Source organism: Streptomyces calvus (genome assembly GCF_006782915.1).
Classification (GTDB): domain Bacteria; phylum Actinomycetota; class Actinomycetes; order Streptomycetales; family Streptomycetaceae; genus Streptomyces; species Streptomyces calvus.
On record NZ_VCNP01000023.1, the window covers coordinates 19,963 to 29,414 of the forward strand.

The 9,452-nt window shown below is 76.6% G+C and carries 9 protein-coding genes; 3 read left to right on the forward strand and 6 right to left on the reverse strand.

The features are described 5' to 3' along the window. Window positions 1–149: 149 nt before the first annotated feature. Genes FGW31_RS10175 through FGW31_RS10190 form a run of 4 tightly spaced genes read right to left on the reverse strand, consistent with a single transcriptional unit; the run spans window position 150 to window position 5,228 of the window. Window positions 150–404, reverse strand: coding sequence for an acyl carrier protein (locus FGW31_RS10175; RefSeq protein WP_142193067.1), 255 nt, complete (start codon window positions 402–404; stop codon window positions 150–152). Continuing rightward, on the reverse strand, window positions 401–1,414 hold the full coding sequence (locus tag FGW31_RS10180) for a threonine ammonia-lyase (RefSeq protein ID WP_142193068.1): 1,014 nt from the start codon (window positions 1,412–1,414) through the stop codon (window positions 401–403). Before FGW31_RS10180 ends, FGW31_RS10175 begins: the two co-directional genes overlap by 4 nt. Beyond that, window positions 1,411–2,904: an amino acid adenylation domain-containing protein gene (locus tag FGW31_RS10185; RefSeq protein ID WP_142193069.1), complete on the reverse strand. Its 1,494-nt coding sequence runs from the start codon at window positions 2,902–2,904 to the stop codon at window positions 1,411–1,413. Before FGW31_RS10185 ends, FGW31_RS10180 begins: the two co-directional genes overlap by 4 nt. Beyond that, window positions 2,904–5,228, reverse strand: coding sequence for a lantibiotic dehydratase (locus tag FGW31_RS10190; RefSeq protein ID WP_142193070.1), 2,325 nt, complete (start codon window positions 5,226–5,228; stop codon window positions 2,904–2,906). The genes FGW31_RS10185 and FGW31_RS10190 overlap by 1 nt, the downstream gene beginning before the upstream one ends. A gap of 258 nt (window positions 5,229–5,486) precedes the next feature. On the opposite strand from FGW31_RS10190, the gene FGW31_RS10195 reads away from it, so the two are divergent. The 3 genes from FGW31_RS10195 (at window position 5,487) to FGW31_RS10205 (ending at window position 7,432) form a co-directional block, all read left to right on the forward strand. Continuing rightward, window positions 5,487–5,738 carry an MbtH family protein gene (locus tag FGW31_RS10195; protein WP_142193071.1) on the forward strand — a complete coding sequence of 84 codons (252 nt, stop codon included), beginning with the start codon at window positions 5,487–5,489 and terminating at the stop codon, window positions 5,736–5,738. Beyond that, entirely contained in the window at window positions 5,731–6,510 is a 780-nt protein-coding gene (locus tag FGW31_RS10200; RefSeq protein ID WP_142193072.1) for a 4'-phosphopantetheinyl transferase family protein, read from the forward strand. The genes FGW31_RS10195 and FGW31_RS10200 overlap by 8 nt, the downstream gene beginning before the upstream one ends. Window positions 6,511–6,691: 181 nt before the next feature. Then, complete coding sequence (locus FGW31_RS10205) at window positions 6,692–7,432, forward strand: Type 1 glutamine amidotransferase-like domain-containing protein (RefSeq protein ID WP_142193073.1); 741 nt, start codon at window positions 6,692–6,694, stop codon at window positions 7,430–7,432. Between the two features lie 103 nt (window positions 7,433–7,535). Here FGW31_RS10205 and FGW31_RS35245 read toward each other — a convergent pair whose 3' ends face one another. Together FGW31_RS35245 and FGW31_RS10215 are read right to left on the reverse strand one after the other, a co-directional pair. Next, the gene (locus FGW31_RS35245) at window positions 7,536–8,168 is read right to left on the reverse strand and encodes a helix-turn-helix transcriptional regulator (protein ID WP_220450373.1); all 633 of its coding nucleotides are present in this window, start codon (window positions 8,166–8,168) and stop codon (window positions 7,536–7,538) included. Continuing rightward, the gene (locus FGW31_RS10215; protein WP_142193074.1) at window positions 8,165–8,776 is read right to left on the reverse strand and encodes a response regulator transcription factor; all 612 of its coding nucleotides are present in this window, start codon (window positions 8,774–8,776) and stop codon (window positions 8,165–8,167) included. Before FGW31_RS10215 ends, FGW31_RS35245 begins: the two co-directional genes overlap by 4 nt. Between the last annotated feature and the right edge of the window lie 676 nt (window positions 8,777–9,452).

Sequence of the window (9,452 nt, forward strand, 5' to 3'; positions counted from 1 at the left end):
CGGTCGGGCTGTCCGGCGGCAGGCGCGGAGGGGCGGACGGTCGGGCTGTCCGGTGGCGCGCGGGGAGGAGCCGGCAGGACCCGCCCCCGGTCCTCGTGCGGGTGGGCCGCGCCGAGGACCGGTGGGGCGCGCGGTGGTGGCGCGCCGGGTCAGGCGCGGCCGTAGTCGGTGTCGACGACCTCGGCCAGGTCCCGCGGTGTGGGGTAGGCGAAGACCAGGGAGACCGGCACCTCCGCGCCGATGATCTGCTCGAGGTGGCCGGTGATCTGGAAGGCGGTGAGCGAGTCGCCGCCGGCCTCGTAGAAGTCGGTGTCCTCGGTCAGGTCGGGCAGGCCGAGCACCTCGCGGAAGATGTCGACGAGCAGGTCGGCGGTACGGGTGGCGGTCGCGGCGTTCTCGGTCATGGTGCGTGCTCCTCGGTGGTGGTCGCCACGGTTGTTTCCGTGGGGTCGGTGGTGTCCGTGCGGTGCAGGGCGTGCAGGCGGGCGGGTGTGTTGCCGCCCGAGACGACGGCCACGGCCCGTTCGCGGCGGCCGACCCGCAGGGCTCCGGCCAGTGCGACGGCTCCGCTGGGTTCGGCGTCGACACCGAGGCGGCGCAGCAGAGCGGCGGCGGCGAGGATCTCGTCGTCGCCGACGGCGATCAGGTCGTCGACGCGGTCGCGGATGATCGGGTAGGGGACGCGCCCCGGCCGCTGGCCGCGCAGGCCGTCGGCGACGGTGGTGCAGGGCGGCAGCTGAACGGGGTGCCCGGCGGCCAGGGAGCGGCCGTAGCGGGGTGTGCGGGCCGGTTCGACACCGACGATGCGGACCGGGTGGACCGCGGCGGCGAGGCAGACACCGGCGAGGAGTCCGCCGCCGCCGGTCGGGACGTACACCGTCTCGGTGTCGGGGGCGTCGGCGAGGAGTTCGGAGCCGACCGTGCCCTGCCCGGAGACCACCAGGCGGTGGTCCGAGGAGGGCACGAGGGTGGCGCCGGTCTCCTGCGCGAGCGCGCCCGCCCGCTCCTCCCGCTCGGCCACTCCCCCGCCCACGCGGACGGTCTCGGCGCCCAGCGCGCGGATGGCGGCGGCCTTGGCGGGGTCCGCGCCCGCCGCGAGGACGACGGTCAGACGGACGCCGAGGGAGCGGGCGAGCAGGGCGAGGGCGATGCCGTGGTTGCCCGACGAGCCGGTGACGACCCGCTCGGCCCCGAGCGCCAGGAGGGCGTTGGCGGCTCCGCGTGTCTTGAACGAGCCGCCGTGCTGGAGGTGTTCCGCCTTCAGCAGCAGTCTCGTGCCGGGCGCCGCGGACACCGGGCCGCTCAGCAGGGGCGTGCGGCGGACGTGCGGGGCGATGCGGGCGGCGGCCGCGACGACGTCGGCGGGGCCGGGCAGGGTGTCGGCCGTGGCCGGCCGCAGCCCGGTGGCGGTCACGGGGCGCTCCCCGCGACCAGTCGGCGGCGGTCCGCCTTGCCGCCGCGGGTGGTGGGCAGCGCTTCGTGGCGCCGGAAGTGCCGGGGCATCAGGTGCTGCGGCAGCGAGCGGGCCATGTGGGCGCGCAGTTCCGCGTCCGTGACGGCCGGGTCGCCGGTGACGTGGGCCACCAGGTACGTGCGTCCCCGGTCGTCGGTGTGCGCGGTGACCACGGCGCCGCTGACGCGGGGGTGGGCGAGCAGGGCTCCTTCCATCTCGGCGGGGTCCACGCGGTAGCCGCGGATCTTGATCTGCCGGTCGGTGCGCCCGACGTAGATGAGGCCCTGCGGGCCCCACCGTCCGAGGTCGCCGGTGCGGTAGAGGCGCGCGCCCGGCGGGCCGTAGGGGTCGGGCAGGAAGCACTCGGCGGTGCGGGCCGGGCGCCCGCCGTAGCCCCGGGCGAGACCCGCGCCGCCGATGTACACCTCGCCGACGGTGCCGTCGGGAACGGGCGTGAGGTCGGTGTCGAGCACCCGGACGACCGTGCCGGGGCGGGGTGCTCCGACCGTGTCCTCGGCCGTGTCGGGCTGGTCGGGGACGCGGTGGCGGGTGGTGGTCATGGTGCACTCGGTCGGTCCGTACTGGTTGACGAGCGTGCCCGGGACCGTCCGCCGTCCGCCGGCGGCGAGGAAGGGGCGCAGGGACTCGCCGCTGGAGGCGACGAGGGTGACGCCGCGCAGCGGGTCGGGCAGGTCCGGTTGCCCGGCCAGGTGGGTCAGGAAGGAGGGGGTGGTGCTGAGCAGCGCGGTCACCCGGTGTTCGCCCACGGTGCGGGCGAAGTCGGCGGGCCGCAGCAGCCGGGAGCGTTCCACGATCACCAGGCGGGCCCCGGCCAGCAGCGGGGCGAAGGTGTCCCGGATGGAGGCGTCGTAGCCGAGCGGTGCCGTCTGCAGGGCCACGGTGTCCGGGCCGAGACCGAAGGCGCGGGCGGTGTCGCGCAGATAGGCGTCGAGGGCGTGGTGCTCGACGAGGACGGGGCTGGGCTCGCCGGTGCTGCCGGAGGTGTGGCTGACGTAGGCCAGGGCGCGCGGGTCGACCCGGGCGGGCGGTGCCGCGGGGGTTTCCGGCCGGGTGGCGGGGCCGTCCAGCAGGATCGTGGGGAGGTCCGGGTCCAGGGCGCGGGAGTGTGCGGAGGTGGTCAGCAGCAGCCGGGTGCCCGCGCTGCGGACGAAGGCCGCGAGCCGGTCGCGGGGCTGGGCCACGTCCAGGGTGAGGAAGGCGGCTCCGCAGCGGATGACCGCGGCCATCGCCGCGACCGCGTCGGCGCCGTGCTCGACGGCGACGGCGCACACCGTCTCCGGGCCGGCGCCGTGGGCGCGCAGCAGCCGGGTCAGTTCGCCGGTACGGGCGGCGAGGCGGCCGTAGGTGACCTGCCCCGTGGGGGTGTCCAGCGCGATGCGGGCCGGGTGGCGGGCCGCGTGCGCGGCGAGGTCGTCGGCGACGGTGCGCATCAGGCCTCCTGGGTGCCGGTGACGGTCAGGTCGACGGCCACGAAACGGAGTTCGGAGGTGTAGCGGTGCCCGTCGGCGTCGGTGAGCCAGGCCTGTTCGGGGGTGGGCAGCATCTCGCTGACCTTCAGGCGGGCCCCGGGGTCCTTGCGGGCGAGCCGGCGGGCCGCCTTGGCGAGGATGGTGACGTACACGGGGCTGTCGAAGTCGACGTAGAAGGGGCGGGGTTCGGCCGGGGAGACGACGAACACGAAACGGGGCAGGTCGTGGCGGCGCTGCCAGTGCCGGGCGCGGACGAACCGGGCGGCCTCGCTCTTGTCGTCGGCGAAGTCGACGTCGGCGACGGGCAGTTGCCAGGTCTCCCGGGCCACGGTCATACGGTCGATGGTGATGCGCGGGGTGTGCTCGCCCTCGGGACGGAGGGTGAAGCGGTCCATGACGCGCTGGGTGAGGGTGTTGGCGTAGGCGTCGAGGACGTCGTGGACGGTGCCGTCGGGCAGGACGGCCGTCAGGTGGCCGTCCCGGTCCTCGACGCGGACGTCCGCGCTCTGCACCGAGTTCGGGCGGTGCGGGTCGCCGGTCTGGTCGACCAGGGTCACGTAGTGGTCCTCGGGCCGGTCCAGGGAGGGGCGGCTGCGGGTGGACCACCTGAGCGGCAGCTCCTTGGGCAGTGTGGGCAGCAGACGGGGGCCGGGGAAGTCGCGGGTGGTCTCGGCGACGAGCCGGTCGCGGTCGGGGTGCTGGTGGACGAAGAGGGAGGCGCCCATGGTGTTCAGGGCGCAGTGCATCTCGCCGAGGACGAGGTCGACGTCGCCGCGGGCGAGGGCGTCCGCGTCCTCGGCGACGACCAGGACGTCGGGGCTGATGTAGCGGGCGAGGGACCAGCCGTCGCCGGGCTCGTCGAACTCGCGGCGCACGCGGTCGGCCAGTTCGGCCGTGGTCAGGCGGACGCGGCGGGCGTCCGGCGGGAGGTCGAGGATCCGGGCCCACTTGGCGCGCAGTTCGGCCTGGGCCGCGTCGATCAGGTCGCCGGCGTCGGGGTGCGGGGAGGGCAGGGTGTTCATCCACAGGGTGGCGAGGTCCACCGGGGTGCCGTCGGCGCTCAACCGGGCGTGGACGGTGCGCAGGCGGGCACGGATGGCGTCGGCGAAGCGGTTCGTCATCCAGCGGGCGGCCGTCAGGCACAGCTGGAGGGGTTCCAGGTGCGCCAGCAGGGCGGGGCCGGCCGTGGCGGTGGCGGAGCGCCGGGAGTCGGAGTACACCAGTCCGCGGCAGGGGGCGGTGCGTGCTCCCTTGGCGCGCTGGGCCTCGCTGTCGGTGAGCGCGGCGAAGTCGGCCTCCAGGGCGCCGATCGCGGCGGTCAGCGCGGCGGCGTCGGTGCCGGCGGCGCGTACGGCGTCCCGGCCGCGCTCCAGCACGGCGAGGCCGGCCAGGGCACGCTCGCGTGCGGCCTCGTCGGGGACGCGCTCGAGGATCCGGCGCAGGGCCAGGTCGGGGTGGGTGGCGGCGGGCACCTCCAGGCGCCGGGTCACCCAGCGCCGGCGGACCAGTTCGTCCACGATGGCGGCCACCTCGCCCGGGTCCAGGGCCAGTTCGGCGGCGATGGCGGCCAGGTGCCGGGTGCCGTCGCAGTGCCGCAGGACGGCCTGCTGCAGCTCACCGACGGGCTGGGCGGGCCGCCCCGGGACCCGCACCGTGCCGTCCTCGCAGCGCACGAAGGACATCCGGCGCGGCGGGATCCACCGCATCAGCTCCTCGTCCTCGGCGAGCACCTTGGCCAGGGCGTCGACGGCCCAGCCGGAGAAGTAGACCTCCTGCGCGGCGAGGAAGCCGCGGCCGGCGTCCACGGTGACGGCGTGCGGCGCGGACGGGTCCCAGCGGCCCCAGCCGACGGGTCCGAAGAAGCCGATCGTGTCGTTCTTCACGCAGAACCGCTGCCAGTAGTGGGCGACCAGCTCCTCGCGCTGGCGGGGCATGCTGCTGCGCTGGTCCACGCCCGGCGTCCAGCGCAGGAACGGCGCGATGCCGGTGCGCAGCACGGCCGGGTTCTGCCAGGCGAGGGCCGCCTGGAAGCGGGGCAGGCCGGCGATGTGCTGGAGGTGGCGGGCGGTGTCCACGGCAGCCGCCGACAGTTCCTCGGCGAAGGCCTGCCACTCGGGTCCGGACAGATCGGCGCCGGGGCCGAACTTGTCGGCGGCCTCGGCCAGTCCGGGCGGGGCCAGGCGCAGCACGCCCTCGGCGGGGAAGCCGGGGCCGCGCAGCGCGAACTCCTCCCAGAGCCGCCAGCCTCCGCCCGGCAGCAGGACCGGTGCGTGCTCGTCCGACATCAGGTGCTCCTTCCGGAAAGGGGGTGCGCGGGGAAGCCGCACGGCGCTCGGCCGGACCGTGGCCGCCGCCGGGACGCCGGGCTCCCGGCAGGACAGCACCGTCCCGCTCCGGGGCGGCACGGCACCAGAGAAGATCCGGCAGCAACGCGCGCCGCGGGCTCGGCGCGTTCGTCCCTGCCCCGCGCGGGTGGACGCCCGGCACGCTGTCGGCGTCGGCCCCGACCTGCGGCCGGCCCCACCACCTGAGGAAGGTTCACCATGACGCAACCCGACTCCACGACCGGCGCGGGCGCCGACGAGACCCGCACGGACACCGGCGAGGTGTACCTCGTGGTGCGCAACGACGAGGAGCAGTACTCGATCTGGCGGGCGGACCGCGAGGTGCCCGCCGGCTGGTACCCGGAGGGCACGCGGGGCAGCCGGCAGGAGTGCCTCGACCGCATCGACGTGGTCTGGACGGACATGCGCCCGCTCAGCCTGCGCCGCCGGCTGGCCGGGGCAGATGTCTGATCCACGGGCGGGCCGGCTCCTGGACCCGCCGGCGCACGCCCCGCCGCCGGCGCCGTCCGGTCTGCTCTGTCCGGACGTGCTGGACCTGTCCGGGCTGCGGCACCGGGCGCGGGCACCGGGCCCGCGCGTCCTGCGGGGGCCGCTGGAGCTGTACCTGGCCCATGTCGGAGCCCAGGACGAGCGGGCTCTGCGGGACGCGTGGGAGCTGCTGGACGCGGAGGAACGGGCCCGGGCCCGCGCGTTCCGGCACGACCGCGACCGTGCCTCGTACGTGGTCGCGCACGCGGCGCTGCGCGACGTGCTGAGCGTGCTGCTCGGCGTGCGCGCCGACGCGCTGCCGCTGGCGCGGGAGCCGTGCGCGGGCTGCGGCGGGCCGCACGGGCGGCCGGTCCTGCGCACGCCGGGCGTGCGCTTCTCCCTGTCGCACAGCGGGGACCTGGTGCTGGTGGCGCTCGCCCCGGAACCGGTCGGCGTCGACGTGGAGGGGCTGGCGACGCACCGGGCGGTGCTCGGCGCCCAGTCGGCGCTGCACCCGGCGGAGGCGGACGAGCTGGCGCTGCTGCCCGCGCACGGGCGTCCGGCGGCGTTCACCCGTGCCTGGGTGCGCAAGGAGGCCTACCTGAAGGGACTGGGCACGGGCCTGGTGCGCGATCCGGCACTGGACTACCTGGGCACCGGGCCACTGCCGACCGCCCCGGCACCGGGGTGGAGCGTGCGGGACGTCCGGGTCCCGGCGGGGTACGCGGCGGCGGTGGCCCTGCGGACGCCCTGACGGCGTACGGGCGAACACGGCGGGGACCGGTCCGGTGGACCGGTCCCCGCCGTGGTGCCGCGGTGTGCCCGCGCTGTCCGGTGTCCCCGCACGGTCCGGCGCCCCGAGAAGGCCGGAAGCGCGCGATGCCTTCACCGATACCTCACTGGTGAACGGGAGTTGGCACGCTACGATCACCGGCGTGACCGCTGCGGAACCGACCATCGTCGCCACCTCCGGAGGTCATCGCGTCGGCGCACGCACCCGGGTTCTCTTCGACGCCCTGGTCCACCACGCGGTCGATCTCTCCGGTGTGCACGGCAGACGCCCCCGCGTCCTCTACCTGGGCACGGCGGTGGGCGACGCCGAGCACGTCACGGCACGAGTGAGCGAGGCCGCCCGGGTGGCGGGCTTCGACCTCACCCCGCTCCACCTCTTCCCGATGCCGAACGTGGACGACGTCGAGGGCACGGTGCTCGGCCACGACGTGGTCTGGGTGATGGGCGGCTCGGTGGCCAACCTGCTCGCCGTGTGGCGGGCGCACCGGCTGGACGAGATCCTGCGGCGCGCCTGGCGCGCCGGTGTGGTGCTCGCCGGGGTGAGCGCGGGTTCCCTCTGCTGGTACGAGGGCGGCACCACGGACTCCTTCGGCCCCGAACTCCGCCCGGTCACCAACGGGCTGGGGCTGCTGCCGTACGGCAACGGGGTGCACTACGACAGTGACGGGGGCCGGCGTCCGCTGACCCACCGGCTGGTCGCCGAGGGCGTCTTCGCCACGGCGCACTGCACCGACGACGGTGTGGGGCTGGTCTACCGCGGCACCGAGCTGGTCGAGGCGGTGGCGGAACAGCGGGGCAAGGGCGCCTACGTGGTGGTCCGGGACGGCGACCGGGCCGTGGAGGAGCGGATCGAGCCGCGGCTGCTGCCCGCGCCCCCCGGCTGACGGCCGGCCGCGGGGGCGGAGGGCGCCCGCGGCCGATGCGGCCGTCCCGCCCACGGCTCCCGCCCCCGCGTCCGCGTCCTCGACACCAACGGCGTCCACTGGGTCACACCAGGCCGTGGCGCACGGCGTGGGCGACGGCGTGGGCCCTGTTGCGGGCCTGCAGCCGGGCCATGATCTCGTAGATGACGTTCTTGACGGTGTGTTCGGAGCAGCGCAGCAGCAGGGCGATGTCCGCGTTGCCGTGGCCCTCGGCCATCAGGCGCAGCACCGAGGCCTGACGTGCGGTCAGGGCCGGCCGGCCGCGGCCGTCGGCGGGGTCCGCGGGGCGTGGACCACTGGACAGCAGGTGGGACAGCTCCGGATAGGGGATGCTCGGGTGCGGGTGGGTCGCGCGGCGCACCGCGGCCACCAGGTTCTCCTCGGTGAGGTCGGCGGCCCGCAGGACGACCGCCCCGGCCCGCAGCGCGAGCCGCAGGTCCGTCCGGCCGACGGTGTCGCACACGAGGACCAGGGGACCGGTGTCCCGCCGGCCGCGCAGGGCACGGGCGGCGTCGGCGGTGGCGAGCACGGTGACGGCCCGGGGCCCGCCGTGCTCCGGCGCGCAGGCCAGCCCGGCGCGGCGGGCCACGCAGCGGACGCGGTCCGCGCCGGGCGAGGACGGGATGCGCAGGACGACGGGTGCGGGCGTGGTGCCGGCACCGGGCGCGGGGGGCGCGGCGGTCAGGGTCGCGGTCACAGCAGGCCCGCCCGGAGCGCGTAGGCGACCGCGTGGGCGCGGTTGCGCAGCCTGAACCGCTGGGTGATGTCGTGGACCACGGTGGTCACGGTGCGCGGTGAGTAGGCGAGCCGCTGGGCGATCTCGGCCGTCTCGTGGCCGTCGGCGAGCAGCCGCAGCACCGAGCGTTCCCGGTCGGACAGCATGCCGTCGCTCCAGCCTCCGGCGCCGTGCCGGGCGTCGGCCGGGCGGTCCAGGAGCTGTTCGAGCAGGCGGGGCGGCAGGGTGCAGTCGTCGCGGGAGGCGGCCAGCACCGCGTGGGCGAGGCGCGGCGCGTCGGCGTCGCGGCGCGGCAGCAGGCCGCGGGCACCGGCGGCGAGGGCGTGCAGGGCGTCGCCGGAGGCCAGGGCACCCGCCACCAGGACGACGGCGGGGCTGTGCCGCAGGGCGCGGGTGGCGCGCACCATGTCGAGTTCGGCCGGTCCGGGGCGGTCCACGGTGAGGACGGCGACCCGCGCGTCCGCGGGCTCGCACACGGTCAGGTCCGGGCAGGCCAGCAGGGTGGTGCGCGTGCCGGCCTCCAGTACCGGGTCGAGGGCGACCACGCCGACGGTTACAGGTGCTCCCATCTGCTACTCCTAGGAAGTTCGTCCGCCCGGCCGTGGGCGCTCCGGGTCGGTTCTGCGGTGGGACTGCGCACCACCGTGCTCCGGGCGGGGGCGCGTCGGCATCGGTAACGGGTCCCCACCTTTCCGGCCGGCGGGACCGCCCCCGTCGGCGTCGGATTCCCCACGACCCGCCTCGCCGCCCGTCGCACGGCGGCCGTCGGCGGGCGGGCGCGGCAGCGGTGAGCTGCGGGTGGGGGCCCGGGGGCCGGTGCGGGGGCGGGTGGGGGCGGGCCCTGGGGGGTCCGTACTCCGAGGAGCGCGGGTGGAGGGGGGCCGACGCAGGTTCCGGGGGCGGGCACAAGGGCCGAACGCGCAGAACCGCGTCTGCCCGCGGCGTCCCGCTACCCATGCGCACCGAGCGGGTGCCCGCGCCGCTGACCTGCGGCATCCACCGATCGGGGGCGGGCCGGGACGCCGGGCGCGGCGGGGACCGCGCAGAATATGGGGGACGCCTACCCATGTGGGGGGTCGCAGGGGTCTGCGACCTTCTTTCTCGTGACTGAGACCGCCAGCCTCCCGGCCCCCCGGAGCGCCGACCTCCCGCCCTCGTGGTGGGCACCGGCGCTGTCCCTCGCGGAACGGCTCCCCCCCCCCCCCCCCCCCCCCCCCCCCCCCCCCCCCCCCCCCCCCCCCCCCC